The organism is Bacillus sp. AFS073361, assembly GCF_002567005.1.
Classification (GTDB): domain Bacteria; phylum Bacillota; class Bacilli; order Bacillales; family Cytobacillaceae; genus Neobacillus.
Window position 1 is genome coordinate 100,596 of the sequence record NZ_NUZU01000007.1, and the last position, 19,949, is coordinate 120,544.

16 protein-coding genes are annotated in these 19,949 nt (G+C 40.6%); 12 read left to right on the forward strand and 4 right to left on the reverse strand.

What is annotated here, in order from left to right; translation table 11 throughout:
• Positions 1 to 69 precede the first annotated feature (69 nt).
• A complete protein-coding gene (locus COJ96_RS28445; RefSeq protein WP_180229982.1) occupies positions 70 to 246 on the forward strand; it encodes a hypothetical protein in 177 nt (58 codons plus the stop codon).
• Positions 247 to 362: 116 nt separating this feature from the next.
• Here COJ96_RS28445 and COJ96_RS04885 read toward each other — a convergent pair whose 3' ends face one another.
• Entirely contained in the window at positions 363 to 1,505 is a 1,143-nt protein-coding gene (locus COJ96_RS04885; protein ID WP_098571852.1) for an SLC13 family permease, read from the reverse strand.
• A 194-nt stretch (positions 1,506 to 1,699) separates the two neighbouring features.
• Positions 1,700 to 2,395 (reverse strand): AIM24 family protein, encoded by a 696-nt coding sequence (locus COJ96_RS04890; protein WP_098571929.1) that lies wholly within the window; start codon positions 2,393 to 2,395, stop codon positions 1,700 to 1,702.
• A 302-nt stretch (positions 2,396 to 2,697) separates the two neighbouring features.
• On the opposite strand from COJ96_RS04890, the gene COJ96_RS28450 reads away from it, so the two are divergent.
• Complete coding sequence (locus COJ96_RS28450; protein ID WP_180229983.1) at positions 2,698 to 2,835, forward strand: hypothetical protein; 138 nt, start codon at positions 2,698 to 2,700, stop codon at positions 2,833 to 2,835.
• A 137-nt stretch (positions 2,836 to 2,972) separates the two neighbouring features.
• On the opposite strand, the gene purF is transcribed toward COJ96_RS28450, so the two are convergent.
• Entirely contained in the window at positions 2,973 to 4,352 is a 1,380-nt protein-coding gene (gene purF, locus COJ96_RS04895; RefSeq protein WP_098571853.1) for an amidophosphoribosyltransferase, read from the reverse strand.
• Between the two features lie 195 nt (positions 4,353 to 4,547).
• On the opposite strand from purF, the gene purK reads away from it, so the two are divergent.
• The 8 genes from purK to purD all read left to right on the forward strand — a co-directional run bounded on the left by purK (position 4,548) and on the right by purD (position 12,624).
• Positions 4,548 to 5,675, forward strand: coding sequence for a 5-(carboxyamino)imidazole ribonucleotide synthase (purK, locus tag COJ96_RS04900; protein WP_098571854.1), 1,128 nt, complete (start codon positions 4,548 to 4,550; stop codon positions 5,673 to 5,675).
• Between the two features lie 64 nt (positions 5,676 to 5,739).
• On the forward strand, positions 5,740 to 6,459 hold the full coding sequence (gene purC / locus COJ96_RS04905) for a phosphoribosylaminoimidazolesuccinocarboxamide synthase (RefSeq protein WP_098571855.1): 720 nt from the start codon (positions 5,740 to 5,742) through the stop codon (positions 6,457 to 6,459).
• Positions 6,452 to 6,706: a phosphoribosylformylglycinamidine synthase subunit PurS gene (gene purS / locus COJ96_RS04910; RefSeq protein ID WP_098571856.1), complete on the forward strand. Its 255-nt coding sequence runs from the start codon at positions 6,452 to 6,454 to the stop codon at positions 6,704 to 6,706. The genes purC and purS overlap by 8 nt, the downstream gene beginning before the upstream one ends.
• Positions 6,707 to 6,718: 12 nt before the next feature.
• Complete coding sequence (purQ, locus tag COJ96_RS04915) at positions 6,719 to 7,402, forward strand: phosphoribosylformylglycinamidine synthase subunit PurQ (RefSeq protein WP_098571857.1); 684 nt, start codon at positions 6,719 to 6,721, stop codon at positions 7,400 to 7,402.
• On the forward strand, positions 7,389 to 9,677 hold the full coding sequence (purL, locus tag COJ96_RS04920) for a phosphoribosylformylglycinamidine synthase subunit PurL (protein WP_098571858.1): 2,289 nt from the start codon (positions 7,389 to 7,391) through the stop codon (positions 9,675 to 9,677). The genes purQ and purL overlap by 14 nt, the downstream gene beginning before the upstream one ends.
• Positions 9,678 to 9,691: 14 nt before the next feature.
• On the forward strand, positions 9,692 to 10,726 hold the full coding sequence (gene purM, locus COJ96_RS04925; protein WP_098571859.1) for a phosphoribosylformylglycinamidine cyclo-ligase: 1,035 nt from the start codon (positions 9,692 to 9,694) through the stop codon (positions 10,724 to 10,726).
• Between the two features lie 2 nt (positions 10,727 to 10,728).
• Positions 10,729 to 11,307 (forward strand): phosphoribosylglycinamide formyltransferase, encoded by a 579-nt coding sequence (gene purN / locus COJ96_RS04930; protein WP_098571860.1) that lies wholly within the window; start codon positions 10,729 to 10,731, stop codon positions 11,305 to 11,307.
• A gap of 54 nt (positions 11,308 to 11,361) precedes the next feature.
• Positions 11,362 to 12,624: a phosphoribosylamine--glycine ligase gene (gene purD, locus COJ96_RS04935; RefSeq protein ID WP_098571861.1), complete on the forward strand. Its 1,263-nt coding sequence runs from the start codon at positions 11,362 to 11,364 to the stop codon at positions 12,622 to 12,624.
• A gap of 183 nt (positions 12,625 to 12,807) precedes the next feature.
• Here the strand turns inward: purD and gltC are convergent, their stop codons facing one another.
• Positions 12,808 to 13,710 carry a glutamate biosynthesis transcriptional regulator GltC gene (gene gltC / locus COJ96_RS04940; RefSeq protein WP_098571862.1) on the reverse strand — a complete coding sequence of 301 codons (903 nt, stop codon included), beginning with the start codon at positions 13,708 to 13,710 and terminating at the stop codon, positions 12,808 to 12,810.
• Between the two features lie 128 nt (positions 13,711 to 13,838).
• On the opposite strand from gltC, the gene gltB reads away from it, so the two are divergent.
• Together gltB and gltD are read left to right on the forward strand one after the other, a co-directional pair.
• A complete protein-coding gene (gltB, locus tag COJ96_RS04945; RefSeq protein ID WP_098571863.1) occupies positions 13,839 to 18,392 on the forward strand; it encodes a glutamate synthase large subunit in 4,554 nt (1,517 codons plus the stop codon).
• Positions 18,393 to 18,408: 16 nt separating this feature from the next.
• Complete coding sequence (gltD, locus tag COJ96_RS04950) at positions 18,409 to 19,893, forward strand: glutamate synthase small subunit (protein WP_098571864.1); 1,485 nt, start codon at positions 18,409 to 18,411, stop codon at positions 19,891 to 19,893.
• Positions 19,894 to 19,949 lie beyond the last annotated feature (56 nt).

Genomic DNA, 19,949 nt, shown 5'->3' on the forward strand with positions numbered 1-19,949 from the left:
AATAATTGAACCATTATATAAACCGAACGGTCGTTTTTTATATTTTTTGTGTGAGAGGATGAACTAAATATGAGAATGTATGATTACCAAACTATGATGGGAATTAAACAACAGGAAGTGGAAAAAAACGCCAAGTCTGCATGGATGTATGTTAATAACACTCAAAAACAACAGCAAGATGAAAACATGTATGGCAAAAAATCTTTAAGGAAGAGATTGGAGAATTTTTTAGGATTATCGAATTAAAGAATAGGTTATCGCAAGATACAACTGAATAAATGGTGAAAAAGCTCCTGTTGCTTCAAAAAATTAAGCATAGACACCATCCAATTCAATGGATGGTGTCTATTTTTTTAAAAATTTTATAAAAGTTTAAGGATAACGAACTGAATCAAAGTTAAAAACGCTAAAATAGTAAAATTATAGAAACTGAATTTGATTAAATACCTTTTACTTTCGATTGGATTTGCCTGTATAAATAGTTTGTAAGAAATTACACTGGCCAATGAGGCAACAATTGTCCCGAGTCCGCCAATATTCACTCCTAATAATAAAGGTTTCCAATCAGTTGTGAATTCTGCCAATAGAATGGAGGCTGGAACATTACTGATAAACTGGCTTAAAAAAATTGAACTAAAATAGACGGACGTAGTATCTTTTAAACTTGTATTGGCAAATGCTTGTAATGTATTTGAATTGGATATATTTCCAATAAAGATAAAAAAGCAGATAAACGTTAACAAAAGTAGATAATCAATCTTTATCAATAATTTTACATTTAATATGACCACGGTTATCAAAGTTACCACGAAGGCGACTTGGAAACTGACCAATCCAAAAATTGAAGCAACGATAATTGCTAGAACCAATCCCCAGACTGCTAGCTTTTTCCAATCGTCTATTGGCACTGGATTTAGAACAACTTTTAATTCTCTATATTGCATTCTTTTTATAAGGAAAAAAAGAGAACTAATTCCAAGGACAGCCATGAATAGAACCGTCGAAAAAAATGGAAATGGCCGGATTCCATAATGCGAATAGATGAACAGATTTTGCGGATTGCCCATTGGAGTTAAACTACTACCAATGTTTGCTGCAATGGTTTGAAAAATTATCGTCTCCATCATGGGCATCTGGGTCTTCCTACTGACCACAAGTGTCAAGGGTACAAATGTAAGCAGCGCCACATCGTTTGTGACAAACATTGAGCTAAAAAAACATAACAATATCAGAATTGCTGAAACAGAGCGGGTGTTATTACATTTATTAATAACAGCAATTGCGAATTTGTCTAGGAATCTTAATTCTTCTAACGCCTTAATGGTTAGCATCAAGCTAAATAAAATAACTAACACTTGAAAATTGATATACTCCGGTTTTGGAGGATAAATTAAACAGCTTGTCGCAGCTAATACAAGAGAAACTGTAAAAACAATGTCTTTTTTTAGAAAAGCAAATTTCAACTTGAGTCTTTTGTTTTCTTGAATTAATACAGATTCTTTCACAGGGCACCACCGGTAGTTAATAGAATATAACAACTATATGATTCTACCATGCCCATTCATAGTTGGAAATAAGAAAATACCAAAGGAATATATCTTTAAATACCTGTTCAGTGGGAACAACAAAGAAGTGCCTGACACCTTCAAATGAATGGTGTCAGGCACTATCTAGTTTTTAGTATGATTATTTAAACCTATTAACTTTGCTTTGCTTTCATATAAACCTCTTCGAAGGGCTGAATTACGACAAAGCCTTCACCTTCGAACTTCATTTGAATAGACTCTCCGCTTCCTCTGCCAAAGAATGTTTTCAAACTGATATCGGTTTGAAATTTAGGTTGAAGATTGCCAGACCAAGCTACAGTTGCATTTGGATCGGTAATCACAGGATTTCCAGGTGATACCCTTAAGGTGAGTGGTTCATAATGGGCAGTAAAAGCGATCAATCCACTTCCTTCACATCGAACATTAAATAAGCCTCCTGCCATCATCCCTGCAATTTTCTTCATTAATTTTATTTCCCATTTAATACTTGGTTCAAATGCAAGTAAATCATTGCCATTAATGTAAATAGATTCGTTTTGCAAATTTAGAATAATAATTTTCTTACCGCTATCGGCTAGATATAATTTCCCCTTTCCATTGGCCTTCATTAATGAAGCACCTTCTCCGGTGAGCGCCTTTTTGAACGCGGTTCCTAGTCCATGTTCTAGCATTCCTTCGCGGACAAATTTAATTTCCCCTTGGTAAGAAACCATCGATCCCGCTTTGGCCCATACTTGACCATCTAGATTTACTTCCAACATCCGAGGAGTTTCTAACTCAAAAAGACCCTGTCCCTTATCAACCTGCTCCGATTGTTTGATAAATTCTTCAATTGAGTATCTGTCCACTGCTCCCACATCCTTCCCTCTCTATAACGACGAGTTCTATTCTATTATGTTTCATATATATATGGAAGAAAATGAAATTTTATCCTTTTGATCTTCCATGAGCGCGCCTGGAATTTCAAAATATGGAAAAACACAAACTAAAATGAATAAAAACATTGTAGACAACTAAATAATATTTATATTCAGTGAGAAAGTCCTAAGATTTCAAGCGTCGTGTTCCATCTCTTTCTCCTGATACAGGAAAACCTTATATTTAAGTTATTAAAGATATCTATGACAAATGTCGCAAAGGAGTAATGATAATGGAAAATGAAAATCAGTATGTTGCAGCTTCACTATCACCCAATTTAATAAATGAAATTCAATCACTAGAGGAAAAGCTAAGTGAGCAAGCACATAAAAAAGTAGTGGTTATCGCATACGAAAATGATAATAATTAGTTAGGTGTATATCTTCAGGAGAAATAGGATACTATTTCTTTTTTATAAGTCGGAATCAACTATTCGCAATAAAAAGCAAAAACCTTCATAAATTTTGAAGGTTTTTCTTTATCTTAGTCCTAGTTTAATGAAGATTATCACTTAAGATACAAATCAGTTGGATATGCACCACTAAAACAAGCGATACAATGGCGGCTAGTATCTGCCAGATCTACATCGACAGCCTCTAATAATCCCTCGGTGCTTAAAAAGGCTAATGAGTCTGCTCCAATCACACTTCCCATTGCACGTTCATGCTCATGTTTGTTCGCAAAAAGTTCTTCTTTGGTTGGCATATCCACTCCATAAAAACAAGGATTTTTTACCATTGGGGAACTAATTCGTACATGGACCTCTTTTGCACCTGCTTGACGAATCAATTGAACAATTCGCTTGCTTGTCGTTCCACGTACAATCGAATCATCAACAAGCACGACCCGTTTATCCTCGAGAATTTCACGAACAGCACTTAATTTTAAACGAACGGCCAAATCGCGTAATTCTTGGGTTGGTTCAATAAATGAACGACCGGCATAAGGATTTTTGATGATTCCCATTTCATATGGAATTCCTGATTGTTGGGCAAAACCCATGGCTGCAGGGACACTTGATTCTGGAACAGCAACAACAACATCAGCAGGTGTAGGATGTTCTTTTGCTAAAATCTGGCCTAATTCTTTTCGAATGGATAAAACACTTCTTCCATGAATCACACTATCTGGACGAGCAAAGTAAACAAATTCAAAGGAGCAAAGAGAAACATCACCTTTTGCAGCAAATCTGCCTGTTTTAATTCCCGTCTCGTCAACAAGAAGCCATTCTCCCGGTTCAACATCCCTCCAGAACTTAGCATCAACCGCATTAAGTCCACATGTTTCTGAAGACGCGACAATGGATTCACCAATTTTTCCGAGGCTAAGGGGACGTAAGCCATGACGATCTAGGGCAATCAGCATATGTTTATCTGTCATGATCAGTAAAGCAAAGGAACCGTCAATCCGCTTAAGAACATCCGGTCCTGCCTCATCAAAATATTGTTTACTGGAACGCGCTATTAAATGAGCGATAATCTCAGTATCAGTGGTTGTCTGAAAAATGGCACCCTGTTGCTGGAGAACCTTCCGCTCAACATTGGCATTTACTAAATTCCCGTTATGGGCAACGGCCAAATTGCCCGCACTGTACTTAAATACAAGAGGTTGTGCGTTTTGTAGTAAACTTGCACCAGAAGTAGAATATCGTACATGACCGATGGCCATATTTCCACTTAGTCCATCAAGGATCTCACGTGAAAATACTTGGGTAACTAATCCCATTCCCCTGTGATGCCTGAATGATTTTCCATCACTAGCCACAATTCCTGCACTCTCCTGGCCGCGGTGTTGAAGTGCATGAAGTCCATAATATGTTAAATGGGCTGCTTGAGGGTGATTAAACACTCCAAATACACCGCATTTCTCCTTCATTTCTGAATCCATATGTGTATTCCTCCCGTTAATTTCATTTCATTATTTTTGGCGAAAGCAGAATTTTTATCCTTTTGATTGTCTTGTTGAAATTGTATTAGCTTTGTAAATAATAGAAAATTTTTTGATTAAAAAAGTATTTGAGTGCATTTCAGGAAAACCTAACATTATTAAAAGTTTAAAAAAGGATGAAGGAGGAAAAATGCTTTGACAGTCATTAAACCCTGCTCAACGATTGGTATCTTAGGGGGTGGCCAGCTAGGAAGAATGATTTCAATTGCTGGCAGAAATATGGGATATCGCTTCATTACTTTGGATCCGACACCTAACTCACCATGTGGACAAGTGGCAGATCTTCAAATCACAGCTCCCTATACTGAGCTCAAAGCAGTTAAAGAACTTGCCGATTCCTCAGATGTGATTACTTATGAATTTGAAAATGTAGATTCTACTATAACATCTATTTTAGAAACTACATCCTTTGTACCTCAAGGAAGCGAACTGCTCAAAATAACCCAAAATCGTATCTTGGAAAAATCTACCTTAAAGTCCTTTGATGTGAAAGTAGCACCTTTCTTTGTCATAGGTTCGGAAAATGACTTCGAAACGGCAATCGATCGTATGGGATTCCCTTACATAATGAAAACAGCTACAGGGGGTTACGATGGGAAAGGGCAATGGGTTATAAAAAGCAGGGAGGACATTCCCATTGCGATCGAGGCTTGGCAAAATGCAGGGATGGACATGATCATCGAGCAATTTATCCCGTTCTGTAAGGAATTATCCGTGATTGTTGCGCGAAATATCCAAGGTCAAACTAAGACTTTCCCGGCAGCTGAAAATATCCATATTAATAATATCCTGCATCAGTCCCTCGTTCCTGCAAGAATTAGCGATGAGCAAAGAATTCAAGCGGAAACGGAAGCATTAAAAATAGCTGACTCCTTACAAGTAGTTGGATTAATTGCGATCGAAATGTTCCTTACGAATGATGGTGAAATTATCGTAAATGAGTTAGCACCAAGACCTCATAATTCCGGGCATTATTCCATGGATGCATGTATTACTTCTCAATTTGAGCAGCATATTCGGGCAATATGCGGACTGCCTTTAGGAGATACTACTCTTTTAAGCCCGATTATCATGGTTAATATTTTAGGTCAGCATGTAAATAAAGTGCTAGATAAAATTGAGCAGTTACCACCAACAGCCAAACTACATTTATACGGCAAAAAGGAAAGCGTAGAAAATAGGAAAATGGGTCACATTAATTTTTTAGGTTCAAATCTTGAGCAAATAGACAGGCAAATTCAGGATCTTGGAATTTGGTCATAAGGGAACGTGGATTAGAGTCGTTCTGCTAAAAACATAACCAACGAGTGAAAAGAGTGAAAAAATAATGGAAAAATTAGAACAGCTTTACGAAGGAAAAGCAAAAAAAGTATACAAAACATCAGAACCAGGAAAGTATTGGATTGAATATAAAGATGATGCCACTGCCTTCAATGGCGAGAAAAAAGGACAAATTGCTGGAAAAGGAACTTTAAATAATGAAATAAGTGCCATTTTCTTAAGTTTGTTAAAAGAACAAGGCGTGGAAAATCATTTTATTAAAAAGATTTCATTAACAGAGCAGATTGTTCAGCAAGTAGAGATTATCCCGATTGAGGTTGTCGTTCGAAATATTGCGGCGGGCTCCCTTGCAAAAAGACTGGGATGGGAGGAAGGGAAGGAACTGCCGGGAGCCATTGTGGAATTATACTATAAGAATGATGAATTGGGAGACCCTTTGATTAACAATGATCATATTGCCATTCTTGGACTCGCATCAGAGATAGAAATGGTTGAACTTCGAAAACAAGCCCTAAAAATCAATGAGATTTTAAAAGAGTTTCTTTTAAACAAAGATATTATCTTAGTTGATTTTAAATTAGAGTTTGGAAAAACCCCAGCTGGCACTATTATCTTAGCGGATGAAATCTCACCGGATACGTGCCGCTTTTGGGATGCCCATTCAAAGGAAAAGTTAGATAAAGACCGGTTTAGGCGGGATTTAGGAAACGTTGAGGAAGCCTATCAAGAAATACAACGGAGAATTGGGGGTAATGTCAATGTTTAAAGCAACAGTATATGTAACCTTAAGAGAAAGTGTACTAGATCCACAAGGGAATGCCGTTCATGAGTCGTTGCATTCTCTTGGATATGATGAAGTTGGGGATGTACGAATAGGGAAATACATGGAGCTTGAAATTAATAGCGATGATCAAAAGGCGGCAGAAGAACGAGTAAAGGATATGTGTGAGAAACTGTTAGCCAATACCGTAATTGAAGACTTTCGGTTTGATCTTACCAAGCAGGAAGGATAGGAGGGGAATAGGATGAACTTTGCTGTACTGGTTTTTCCTGGTTCAAATTGTGATGTAGACATGTATAAAGCAGTGTTAGATACGATTGAACAGTCTGTCGAATATGTATGGCATCTTGAAACGGACCTATCAAAATATGATGCAATTCTTGTTCCAGGGGGCTTCTCCTATGGGGATTATTTGCGTCCAGGGGCTGTTGCGAGCTTGTCTCCTGTTATGGAGCAGGTGAAAATAGCTGCTGAAGAAGGGAAATTGATTCTTGGTGTCTGTAATGGGTTTCAAATTCTAACTGAAGCTAATCTTTTGCCAGGTGCTTTACGAAGAAATCAACGGTTAAAATTTCATTGTGACTACATTGATTTAGTAGTAGAAAACAACCAAACCCCGTTCACATTAGACTATCAAGAAGGCGAAACGATACGTATTCCGATTGCCCATGGTGATGGTAATTATTATTGTGATCAAGAGACATTGGATGAATTAGAAAAGAACAATCAAATCGTATTCAGGTATAAAGGGACGAATCCAAATGGGTCGATTTCTGAGATTGCAGGGGTCATCAATGAGAGAGGAAATGTTTTAGGATTAATGCCCCACCCGGAACGTGCGGTTCATAAATGGCTGGGAACAGATGACGGAAAACGTATGTTTTCATCTATTTTAAGTTACTGGAGGAAACAATATGGGACAGCATAAAGAACCAACTCCTGAGCAAATTGTCCAGCAGAAGGTCTATCGGGAAATGGGATTAACGGATGAAGAATTTGATAAAGTAATTGAAATCCTTGGGCGGAAACCCAATTATACGGAAACCGGCATATTTAGTGTCATGTGGTCCGAGCATTGCAGCTATAAAAATTCGAAGGTAGTTCTCAAACGTTTTCCGACATCCGGCCCGCACGTCTTACAAGGCCCTGGAGAAGGAGCAGGTATTGTTGATATAGGTGATAATCAAGCAGTGGTGTTTAAAATTGAAAGCCACAATCATCCTTCCGCCATTGAGCCTTATCAAGGTGCTGCAACAGGAGTCGGCGGGATTATTCGTGATGTTTTTTCCATGGGTGCCCGTCCGATCGCTTTATTGAATTCGCTGCGTTTTGGCGAACTTGATAATCCAAAAACGAAATATATCTTTGAAAATGTGGTCGCGGGTATTGCAGGATATGGTAACTGTATGGGAATTCCAACGGTTGGCGGGGAAATCTACTTTGATGCTTCCTATGAAGGGAATCCCCTTGTAAATGCCATGTGTGTGGGTTTAATCAACCATGATGAAATTCAAAAAGGCGTCGCAAAAGGAATTGGTAATCCCGTCATTTATGTTGGAGCGGCTACCGGCAGGGATGGAATTCATGGAGCTACCTTCGCTTCTGAAGAGTTGAGTGAAAATTCTGAAGCGAAACGTCCAGCCGTCCAAGTGGGCGATCCTTTTATGGAAAAATTGCTGCTTGAGGCCACTCTTGAATTGATCGCCTCTGGTCATGTGGTTGGGATACAAGATATGGGTGCGGCAGGGTTAACCAGCTCCAGTTCTGAGATGGCCAGTAAAGCGGGAAATGGAGTTGAATTGGATCTTGATCTTGTTCCACAGCGAGAAAAAGGTATGAGTGCTTACGAAATGATGCTCTCCGAGTCACAAGAAAGAATGCTGGTCGTTGCGAAAAAAGGAAAAGAAGGGGAAGTAAAAAAGATATTTGATAAATGGGGACTCCACTCTTCTGTGATCGGTAAAGTGACAGATGATAACCAACTCCGTTTACTTCACATGGGAAAGATCGTGGCGGAAATCCCCGCGGACAAGCTTGCAGAAGATGCGCCAGTGTATTGTAAGCCATCGAAAGAGGCGCCGTATTACAAACAATATTCATCCATAGACATAACTGCAACCATCGAAGAGCCAACGGATTATAATTCTGTCCTGCAGAAGCTTCTAGCATCGCCTACGATTGCCAGCAAAGAGTGGGTATATCAACAGTATGACTATATGGTTAGAACAAATACCGCTGTCATACCTGGATCGGATGCGGCTGTCGTTGCTATTCGTGGAACACGAAAAGCCCTGGCGATGACAACGGATTGCAACGGAAGGTATGTTTATCTTGATCCGTTTGTTGGAGGAGCAATAGCAGTAGCAGAAGCGGCCCGCAATGTGGTTTGTTCGGGTGCTGAGCCTTTAGCGATTACTGATAACTTGAACTTTGGAAGTCCGGAAAAGCCGGAAATCTTCTGGCAGTTTGAAAAGGCAGCGGATGGAATTAGTGAAGCATGCCGTCAACTCAATACTCCTGTTATTGGTGGGAATGTCAGCTTATATAATGAGACAAAAGGAGAAGCTATTTTTCCAACACCAACCATTGGCATGGTAGGGCTAATTAGGGACATCGAACATATTACAACTCAAGAATTTAAAAAAGACGGAGATTTAATTTTTTTAATTGGGGAAACCAAAGCAGAAATAGGCGGGTCGGAATACCAAAAAATAATGACTGGTAAGATTGAAGGGCGCCCGCCGCAGTTAAACCTTGATTTGGAGAAGAAGATACAAGCTTTTACCCTAAAAATGATTCAAGAAGGATTGGTGCAGTCAGCTCATGATACAGCGGAAGGCGGTTTAGCAGTTGCTTTAGCAGAAAGTTGTATAAGTGGGAAGATAGGTGCCGAAATTCAAGTAACCGAAGACCTGCGAACAGATTTTAGCCTTTTTAGTGAATCTCAATCTCGAATCATTCTTTCCGTTTCTCCGGAAAATGCAGAGAAGATTAAGAAAATGGCAAAACAGCAGGAGGTGCCACTAAAAGAAATCGGTCATGTGAAAGGCCAGGAACTTTCAATTTCACATAATGGTAATACCGTTATTTCTATGCCGATTACTAAATTGGCAGAAGCCTGGCGGAATGCTATACCTAACATTATGCGTTCGGGATTATTAAAAAAGCTTAATATGCAGGAAATCTCTGCAAATTTACCGTAAAGGAGAGAAAAGGAATGAGTGATGCTTACCGCCATGCTGGGGTCAATATTGATGCGGGAAATGAAGCCGTTGAACGAATGAAAAAACATGTAAAAAAAACCTTCAGGCCAGAGGTTTTAACGGGTTTAGGAGGATTTGGGGCCCTTTTTAAACCAAATTTGTCGAATATGGAAAAGCCTGTTTTTGTTTCTGGTACGGATGGTGTAGGGACCAAATTGAAAATTGCTTTTGCCATGAACAAGCATGATACCATTGGCATCGATGCCGTTGCCATGTGTGTGAATGACATCATCGTCCAAGGGGCCGAACCACTTTTTTTTCTAGATTATTTAGCCTGCGGTAAGATTATCCCGGAAAAAATTGAAGCCATCGTTAAAGGAATTGCAGATGGCTGTGTACAGGCGGGGTGTTCACTAATTGGCGGGGAAACTGCCGAGATGCCGGGAATGTATCAGGATGAGGAATATGATATTGCAGGCTTTACGGTTGGTATGGTGGATCAAAAACATGTCATTGATGGATCAAAAGTACAAGAAGGCCAGGCACTTATTGGGTTAGCTTCAAGCGGAGTACATAGCAATGGGTTTTCACTTGTCCGCAAGGTTCTATTGGAGGATGCTAAGCTCTCATTAGGTGATTATGTAGAGGAATTGGGGACTGAATTGGGAAAAGTGTTGCTTGAACCCACCAAAATTTATGTGAAATCGGTCCTTTCAACGATACGGAAATTTAATGTCACTGGAATGGTGCATGTAACAGGCGGGGGTTTTTATGATAACATTCCACGAATTTTACCCAAAGGTTTACAGGCTGAAATTAGGGATGGATCATGGAAGGTTCCGGAGATTTTTTCTTTTATCCAAGAAAAAGGTAAAATTTCTGATTATGATATGTTCCGAACTTTTAATATGGGAATAGGGATGATTTTAGTGGTCGATACTGCGGACTCTCGGGGCGTATTGGATCACTTGGAAACGTTGGGTGAAAATGCGTTTGTAATCGGTACAGTGCAAAAAGGAAACGAAGACGTCGTATTCAAGAAGGAGTAAGTATGAAGATTGCCGTTTTTGCTTCTGGTACGGGTTCTAATTTTGCTGCGATTCTAGAATCCATAAAATTAAAAAAAATCAATAACGTTGAAGTGGTTTTACTGGTCAGTGACCGTCCTGAAGCTCTTGCAGTCCGCACCGCTATTAATGAATCAATCCCGGTTTTTACTTTTACAGCAAAAGATTATCCGAATAAACAAGCCTATGAAGAAGAGATCCTTGAAAAGGTAACTCAACTGGAGGTGGATTTTATCGTGCTGGCTGGATATATGAGACTGTTAGGTCATGTTTTACTTCATGCATTCGATCGGAAAATTATCAATGTCCACCCGTCTTTATTACCAGCTTTCGCAGGAAAGGATGCCATTGGACAAGCACTCGTTTATGGGGTAAAGGTAACCGGAGTTACGGTCCATTTTGTGGACGAAGGAATGGATACTGGACCGATTATCGACCAGCGTGCCGTAACAATTGATTCGCAAGAAACCAGGGAAACATTGATAAAAAAAATTCAGGAGCAGGAGCACAAATTATTACCAGAAGTGATCCAAAGACTGGCGAATAAGGAGGCTGTAAAATGATAGGGACCTTGATAACAGGCATAAGCCATTTTAAACACTAGGAGGTAAGACGAAATGAAGGTGTTAGTGATAGGGGGAGGCGGCCGTGAGCATGCGATAGTTTGGAAACTGTCACAAAGTCCTAAAGTTACGCAAATTTATTGTGCGCCGGGCAACCCTGGGATTGCAGAGTTAGCGGAATGTGTTTCCATTGCTGTTTCAGACATTCGGAAATTAGCGGATTTTGCACAAAAAGAACAAATTGATCTTACATTTGTAGGACCAGAAGAGCCGCTCTCATTGGGTATTGTTAATTATTTTAAAGAACAGGGTTTAGCGGTATATGGACCTTCAAAGGAAGCGGCATTAATTGAGGGAAGTAAGGCGTTCGCTAAAGATTTAATGATGAAGTATCAGATTCCTACTGCTAAATATGCTTCTTTTACTAACTATGAGGATGCACTCGCTTTTGTCCGCGGCGAAGGGGCACCAATCGTAATAAAAGCAGATGGCTTAGCTGCAGGAAAAGGTGTCGTTGTGGCAAAAACACTGGAAGAAGCGGAAGAAGCACTTCAAAGTATGATGAAAGAAGTATCCTTTGGCTCGGCGGGAGCGAGGGTGGTTGTTGAGGAATTTTTAGAAGGAGAAGAATTGACCCTGCTCGCTTTTGTGAATCGGACTACTGTAAAAGCGATGGTTCCGGCACAGGACCATAAGCCGGTAAATGATGGCGACAAGGGACCTAACACTGGTGGAATGGGAACGTATGCGCCATTACCACATATTGATTCATCAATGGTAGAGCGGATTATTCATGAAATAGTCCAACCAACGGCAAAAGCTATGGTAGAGGAAGGTTCCCCATTTGAGGGAATCCTCTATACTGGTTTAATGCTGACAAAATCAGGTCCAAAAGTCATTGAATATAATGCACGCTTTGGCGATCCGGAAACACAGGTAGTCCTTCCATTGCTTGAAACAGATTTACTTGATATTTTACTGGCAAGTCTCACCGGAGAATTAGAGAATGTAGAAGTGAAATGGAAAGACCAGTCTGCGGTTTGCGTGATTATGTCTTCTGCTGGCTATCCGGGAGCATACGAAAAAGGTCAAGTGATCAAAGGATTGGAACATATAACTTATCCGACTATAGCCTTCCATGCTGGCACCACTGCAAAGGATGGAGAAATTCTAACAAATGGCGGCCGAGTCCTGGGGATCACTGCTATTGGCGACCATTTGCAGGAAGCGAGAGATTTGGCCTACCAATCCGTAGAAAAGGTATCTTTTATAGGTGCTCATTACCGAACAGATATAGGATCTAAGGCATTTCGTTGACTATTTCGTTGACTATTAATATCTAATTTTAAAGAGGTTTATCAAGGAAGATGAGCCAATAGAGGAAAGCCTGCTTATAAACAGGCTTTTTTGTCTTTAAATAAAATTCTTTCACATCTGTATCATTAATGTCCACGCCATATGGACAAATGGATTAAAGTGTCTTTAAATGGTGCCTGACACCTATTGAAACTGCTCTAATACACGGAAGAAATCGATTGCAAATTGGTAGAAGAGGTTTTCGGATGGTGCTAGGTCTCTATATTTTGGTGTGATGAGGCCGACGGTTCGTTTTACTTGAGGGGAGTCAATTGGTATTTTTACCGTGTATCGCGGCATGGATTCATAAACGGTGCTTTCTGGTAAGAGGCATACACCAATGCCTGCTGATACCAGTCCCTTTAATGCATCCAAATCCTCTCCCTCTGAGGTGATATTTGGTACGAATCCAGCTTCTTTGCACGCCTCTATAGCAATTTTTTGAAGAATATATCCCTGCGGGAATGAAACAAAGGAATCGTTTCGTAACTCGTTTAGTTCTAATCTTTTTCGATTGGCAAGTGCATGGTTGGAAGGAAGCAACGCAGAGATGTTTTCTGTAAATAGTATCTTTGCTTCAATATCAGGATCTTTCGTTGGTACTGGCCCAATAAACGCTAGATCAATTTCACCATTCTTGACGGCTTCAATTAAATATTGATAAGAGCCTTGCTTCAAATGGAAAACAACGTTTGGTTGTTTTGTTCGAAAGGCGGAGATAACCGTTGGAAGCCAATAGCTTGCAAGACTTGTTGGATAACCAATTTTAATGGTGCCGGATTGAGGATCTAAATACTCATCTACCTTTTCTTTTGCCTCATCAATCAATTTGACCGCTTTTTTAATATGGCTTAAAAAACTTATTCCAATCTGCGTTAACTTAATATTCCTTCCGGTTCGTTCAAATAAACGAACACCGAGCTCATCTTCTAATTTAGCAATCTGAAAACTTACGGCCGACTGTGCAACATTGAGATTATCTGCCGCCTCGGTTACATGTTCACGCTCAGCAACCTCCATAAAATATCGTAATTGACGTAGTTCCACCTTAAACCCTCCATTCATATAAAAATGAGATTGATTTAATCTTAATTATATATTGTTTATATGTATATAAAAACATAAAATTACTATCATACTGATTTATCGGAAAATTAAGAACGGGGGAGATAGTAATGACGTTTCATCAACTACCAAAAGCACAAGGTCTCTACCGCCCAGAATATGAACATGATGCATGTGGAATTGGATTGTATGCCCATATTAAAGGGATCGCATCTCACGAGATTGTCAAAAAAGGACTCAGCATGCTATGTAAACTAGATCACCGCGGCGGTCAAGGAAGTGATCCATTAACAGGAGATGGCGCTGGACTCATGGTCCAGATTCCGGATGCGTTTTTCCGCATTACCCTTCAGAACGTCCAATTACCTGAAAAAGGACGATACGGGGTAGGGATGCTTTTTTTCTCAAAGAATGATGTAGAAAGAGAAAAAATAGAGTCCTATATTAATAAAGTGGTAGAAGAAGAAGGGCAGACCGTTCTTGGTTGGAGAACTGTACCTGTCAATGATGAAACCATTGGAGAAACTGCCAAGCAAAGCCGTCCATTCATCCGCCAAGTATTTATTGGTGCCAATGAAGGACTGAAGGATGAATTATCTTTTGAGCGAAAACTATATATTATTAGGAAACAATCAGAACTTTGGGCGAAGGAATCTGATTTACGTTTTTACTTTGCCAGCCTTTCAAGCAGAACGATTGTATATAAAGGGTTATTAACACCAGAACAGGTGGACAGATTTTACCTGGACTTACAGGATGAGAGTTTTGTATCGGCTTTTGCTTTAGTGCATTCCCGCTTTAGTACAAATACGTTCCCTAGTTGGGAACGGGCACATCCAAACCGCTACCTAATCCATAATGGAGAAATAAATACACTTCGCGGCAATGTTCAATGGATGAAGGCCCGAGAAAAGCAATTCGTCTCGGAAGCTTTTGGTGAGGATCTGCAAAAGGTGCTTCCAATCCTTGATACCGATGGAAGTGACTCGTCGATTTTAGATAATGCGCTTGAGTTTTTGGTACTGGCGGGCCGAAAACCTGCTCATGCTGCCATGATGCTGATTCCGGAGCCATGGTCAGAAAACCCGCATATCACAAAAGAAAAGAGAGCATTTTACGAGTTTCATAGCTGCTTAATGGAACCATGGGATGGTCCAACGGCGATTTCTTTTACAGATGGTAAACAAATTGGCGCGATTTTAGATCGAAACGGCCTTCGTCCTGCTCGTTATTACGTTACGGATGATGATTATATTATTTTTTCATCAGAGGTTGGCGTCATTGATGTTGAACCTGAAAAAGTGCTATATAAAGATCGTTTAAGCCCAGGGAAAATGCTGTTAATTGATTTGGAAGAAGGACGGATTATTTCTGATGAAGAAGTAAAAAACGAGATGTCTGAAGCACTTCCTTATCAGCAATGGTTGGACGAACAGCTTATTCGTTTAAATGAAGAAAGATCCAACGAAGAAGAAGTCCTAGCTGATTTACTCATTCGCCAGAAAGCATTCGGCTACACCTACGAGGATATTTCAAAATACTTGGTTCCTGTTGTAAATGAAGGAAAAGATCCAATTGGCGCAATGGGTAATGACATGCCTTTAGCGGTTTTATCTGATCGGGCGCAATCATTGTTTAATTACTTTAAGCAATTATTTGCCCAAGTAACCAATCCGCCCATTGATTCACTACGAGAAGAAATTGTCACATCAACGATGACGGTATTAGGTGCAGAAGGAAATATATTACAGCCTTCACCGTTAAACTGCCGTCGAATTCAACTTGATACACCAGTCATTAACAACGGTCAATTAGAGCGTTTGAAATCTTTGGATTCAGCCGAATTTAAGAGTAAGGTTATTGACATTCTGTTTGATGATAATCTGGAAGGCAGTCTTGATAGGATTTGCCAAGAGGCAGATTCCGCGATCTCAGAAGGGGTAAGTCTAGTAATCTTATCTGACCGTAAAATGAATAAGAACCAAGCAGCGATTCCTTCGTTATTGGCAGTAAGTGCTCTTCATCAGCATTTGATTCGTGAAGGCAGCAGAACGAAAGTAAGTATTATTATCGAATCTGGAGAAGTACGTGAAGTTCATCATCTAGCTGCATTAATTGGTTATGGTGTTGATGCCATCAATCCATATCTTGCATTCGCCACCTATAAGCAGGCCATCGCAGAAGGAAGTTTACAATATACCTATGAAGACGCGGTAAATAATTATGTAAAAGCAATGACTGAGGGCGTTGTAAAAGTGATGTCCAAAATGGGGATTTCAACGGTCCAAAGTTATCGTGGTGCACAAATTTTCGAAGCAGTTGGAATCAGCGAAGAAGTCATTGAGCGGTATTTTACAGGAACGGTTTCACAGCTTGGTGGGATCGGTTTAGATACAATCGCGAAAGAAGCAAAAATGCTTCATACTTTGGCATATGCAGATTCTTATAATCAAACTTTAGATTCAGGCAGTAACTTCCAGTGGAGAAAAACAGGGGAACATCATGCCTTTAATCCTGGAACGATTCATACACTGCAATGGGCTTGCCGAAAGGGCGATTACGAATTATTTAAAAAGTATTCCAAACTTGCAAATGACGAGAGAATTGGGTTCTTACGGAATTTGTTCTCATTTGATGAAACAAGACAGTCTTTATCAATCGACGAAGTAGAATCAGTTGATTCCATTGTCACCCGTTTCAAAACAGGAGCGATGTCGTTTGGATCAATCAGCAAGGAAGCACATGAAACTTTGGCAATTGCGATGAATCGTTTAGGCGGAAAAAGCAACTCTGGTGAAGGCGGAGAAGATTCGCGCCGCTTTAGCTTAGATGTAAATGGCGATAACCGTCGCAGTGCTGTAAAGCAAATTGCTTCCGGCCGTTTTGGAGTCAAAAGTCATTATCTGGTTCATGCGGATGAGCTTCAAATTAAAATGGCACAAGGAGCAAAGCCAGGTGAAGGCGGACAGCTTCCGGGTAATAAAGTTTATCCATGGGTTGCTGATGTTCGTGGTTCCACACCAGGTGTTGGGCTGATTTCACCACCACCGCATCATGATATTTATTCGATCGAGGATTTGGCGCAGCTGATTCACGATTTGAAAAATGCCAACCGAGATGCACGAATCAGCGTAAAGCTTGTTTCCAAAGGCGGGGTTGGAACGATTGCTGCCGGTGTGGCCAAAGGTGCCGCAGATGTCATTGTCATCAGTGGATATGATGGTGGAACTGGAGCATCTCCAAAAACTAGTATCCAGCACACAGGATTACCATGGGAACTGGGGCTTGCCGAAGCGCACCAAACGTTAATGCTAAATGGTTTACGCGATCGTGTTGTGCTTGAGACTGACGGTAAATTAATGACTGGAAAAGATGTTGTAATGGCCGCGTTATTTGGGGCTGAAGAGTTTGCTTTTGCGACTGCACCACTTGTCGTGCTTGGATGTGTGATGATGCGTGTTTGTCATTTAGACACTTGTCCAGTTGGAATCGCCACACAAAATCCACAGCTTCGTCAAAAGTTCACGGGAGAAGCTGATTACATTGTCAACTATATGCGTTTTATTGCTCAAGAAGTTCGAGAACTAATGGCGGAGCTTGGCTTTAGAACAGTAGACGAAATGGTTGGTCGTACAGATGTATTGAAAATGAGTGCCCGAGCAAAAGCACATTGGAAAGCAAAGGACTTAGACCTAACTCCATTGCTTCACCAACCTGAGGGTGCTCGCACATATACAACACCACAAAATCACAAAATTGACGAGTCGCTTGATATTCAGAAAATCTTACCGGCCGTTCAAAAAGTATTACAAGATCAAGTTCCAGTGGATGTGAGCTTCCCGATTACAAACGTGAACCGTGTGGTAGGTACAATTGTTGGAAGTGAAGTGTCGAAGCAGTATGGCGAAGCGGGGCTGCCTGAGGATACGATTACCCTAAGATTTACAGGGTCCGCAGGTCAAAGTTTCGGTGCCTTTGTTCCAAACGGCGTGACATTAGAGATTACGGGAGACGTCAACGATTTTCTTGGGAAAGGCTTATCTGGAGGAAAGTTGATTGTGAAAACAGACCAATCATCTAAATTATTAGCTGGGGAAAATGTAATCGCTGGGAATGTTGCCTTATACGGTGCAACAAGCGGTGAAGCATATATTAATGGACGTGCCGGCGAACGATTTGCGGTCCGTAATAGCGGTGTGAATGTGGTTGTCGAAGGAATTGGCGATCATGGCTGTGAATATATGACAGGCGGACGCGTCGTTATTTTAGGTGATGTAGGTAAAAACTTTGCTGCAGGGATGTCTGGCGGGATTGCGTACGTATTAGCTGATGATCAAGAGGCTTTTAAGAAGTTATGTAATCAAGAGATGATTGAAATAGAGTTGTTGTCGAAAAACGATGAGGATGAATTAATGCAAATGATTCAAACTCATTTCTATTATACGAATAGTGTGAAAGCAAGCTATGTTCTAGAAAACTGGGGAAATTATGTCAGAAAATTTATCAAAGTCATTCCGAAAGACTATAAACGGATGCTTGAGCAAATTCAGAAGCAAAAGGATGCAGGTTTACCAGATGAAGACGCGATTATGAGTGCATTTTTAGCCAATTCTTCCAAACAGAAAAAAACTACAACTAAACAGCCAGAAGCTGTACTACGCTAAGAAAGGGGAGAGGAAGATGGGAAAAACAACAGGTTTTATTGATTACTATCGAGAAAAAGGTAAAGAACGAAATCCCCTTACGCGAGTAGGCGACTGGAAAGAGTATTCCCTGCCTTTTTCGGACGAAACTTTAAGCAGACAAGGTGCACGGTGCATGGATTGCGCCACTCCTTTCTGCCATATGGGAATGGAAATTCAAGGAGCAACATCCGGGTGTCCGATTCATAATCTTATTCCCGAATGGAATGACTTGGTATATCGCGGGAGGTGGAAAGAAGCCCTTGATCGGTTGCTTAAAACGAATAATTTCCCGGAATTCACCGGGCGGGTATGCCCTGCACCGTGTGAAGGATCATGTACGTTAGCCATAACGGACCCAGCAGTAACCATTAAAAACATTGAACAAGCGATTATTGATAAGGGTTTTGAAAATGGCTGGATTGCCCCTCGGATTCCAGTAAGCAGAACGGGGAAAAAAGTGGCGATTATCGGTTCAGGTCCGGCTGGATTAGCCAGTGCGGATCAACTCAACCAAGCAGGTCACTCGGTAACGGTTTTTGAACGTGCAGACCGTCCTGGTGGTTTACTCATGTATGGTATTCCAAATATGAAGCTCGATAAAGGAGTGGTTGAGCGTCGAATCAGCTTATTAACCCAAGAAGGGATCAAGTTTGTCACGAATACAGAGGTTGGAAAAGATATTACTGCTGAAGAACTCCACGCACAATTCGATGCTGTGATTCTTTGTACAGGTGCTCAAAAACAGCGTGATCTAGTCATTGAAGGGCGTGAGGCGAAAGGGATTCACTTCGCCATGGAATACTTGACCAAGGCAACGAAGAGTTATTTGGATACGAATTTTGAAGATGGTCAATTTATCAATACTGAAGGCAAGGACGTCATCGTGATTGGCGGTGGCGATACGGGAGCAGATTGTGTGGCAACGGCCCTGCGTCAAAATTGCCGTAGTGTGGTTCAGTTTGGCAAACATCCACAATTACCTGAGACGCGTACTTCAGGGAATATGTGGCCAGCCTATCCTAATGTTTTTACTATGGATTATGCGTATAAAGAGGCCGAGGCCAAGTTTGGCGAAGACCCGCGTCAATATTCGATCCAAACGAAGAAAATAGTTGCGGATGAAAACGGCCGCTTACAGGAACTTCATACCATTCAAATGGAAAAATTAAGAGATGATGAGGGCCGATTCTTTTTTAAAGAAATTCCGGGAACTGAAAAAGTCTGGCCAGCCCAATTTGTCTTTATTGCGATTGGGTTTGAGGGCACCGAGCAGCCGCTTTTGAGTCAATTCGGTGTTAATGCAATCAACCAAAAGATTGAAGCAGCTTACGGTGAGTATCGTACAAACGTTGAGGGGGTATTTGCTGCAGGTGATGCTAGAAGAGGGCAAAGTCTAATTGTTTGGGCCATCAATGAGGGAAGACAGGTTGCTCATGAAGTGGATTGTTATTTGATGGGGAAATCCTATCTACCTAAATAATATTATAGTAGAAAAACGGCCAGGTTTAGTATGTAACTTGTTCCATCTTTATAAAT